The sequence below is a fragment of the Oleiphilus sp. HI0128 genome, assembly GCF_001635365.1.
Genome location: NZ_LWGG01000387.1, coordinates 1 through 807, shown reverse-complemented (window position 1 = coordinate 807; position 807 = coordinate 1). Strand labels below are relative to the sequence as shown.

Genomic DNA, 807 nt, shown 5'->3' with positions numbered 1-807 from the left:
GACACGGTTTGTTCGTTTTGCTTCGGTCAGGAGTTCGCTTAGCTCTCGTATGCGGGTGTTTTTCGTATCATTATCTATGCTGGTCTTTTTCAGCAAGTCCAGAGCTTGCTTGATATGCATCTGATACATCGTCATATCGCCTTCCTCAGCGAAGCTGTCGGCCTGGTATAAGTTACTATTTATGTTGAGCTCGACCTTGACTGTTTGCAGATGAATTTGCAGCTCCTGGCACTTTGCCGCCGTTAATGAGCCTTTATTGCGATAGATGTCGAGTAACTTACTGATTTGACCGATTTGGCTTTGTGCCTGGGTCAGTTCAATATCACTGGTGACATAACAGGCGACTTTATTTTCTCGTTGTCCGCTTTTGAAGTTTAGTAACTTTCCCTCTTGAGTTCGTAAGTGGGAAAGAATTAATTGATCGTCGGGGGCTAATTGCTGCGCTGCTTTTAAGGCGTTCACTGCTAAAGATTGAACTTGGGTGATCAGTACGTAGCTTTCATCAATTTTTAATAAAAGTGAGGTGTAGCTTAATAGCTCATCAGCTTGTTGCCTTAGTTTGTTAATGCGAAGCTTGCGCTTTTTCATTGCTTGTTGGCGGCTATAACTTATGCCACTGGCAACCATTGAGATAACAATGATGGAGGCTATCAAAGATATTATAAGTGTACTATTCATGTGGACTATGTTTCAGGCTTTATTCCCTTTAAGTGTAGCAAAGGCTTTAAAAATGCTAGCTAGTTTGTTCAAAAATCAGAAAAAAACATTGCAATGACTTGACCCTTTAGCTACAAATCAATATATATG

1 protein-coding gene is annotated in these 807 nt (G+C 40.8%); it reads right to left on the bottom strand.

What is annotated here, in order from left to right; translation table 11 throughout:
* On the bottom strand, positions 1 to 678 hold a 678-nt coding region (locus A3763_RS04820), incomplete at its 3' end, for a hypothetical protein (protein WP_156494913.1).
* Between the last annotated feature and the right edge of the window lie 129 nt (positions 679 to 807).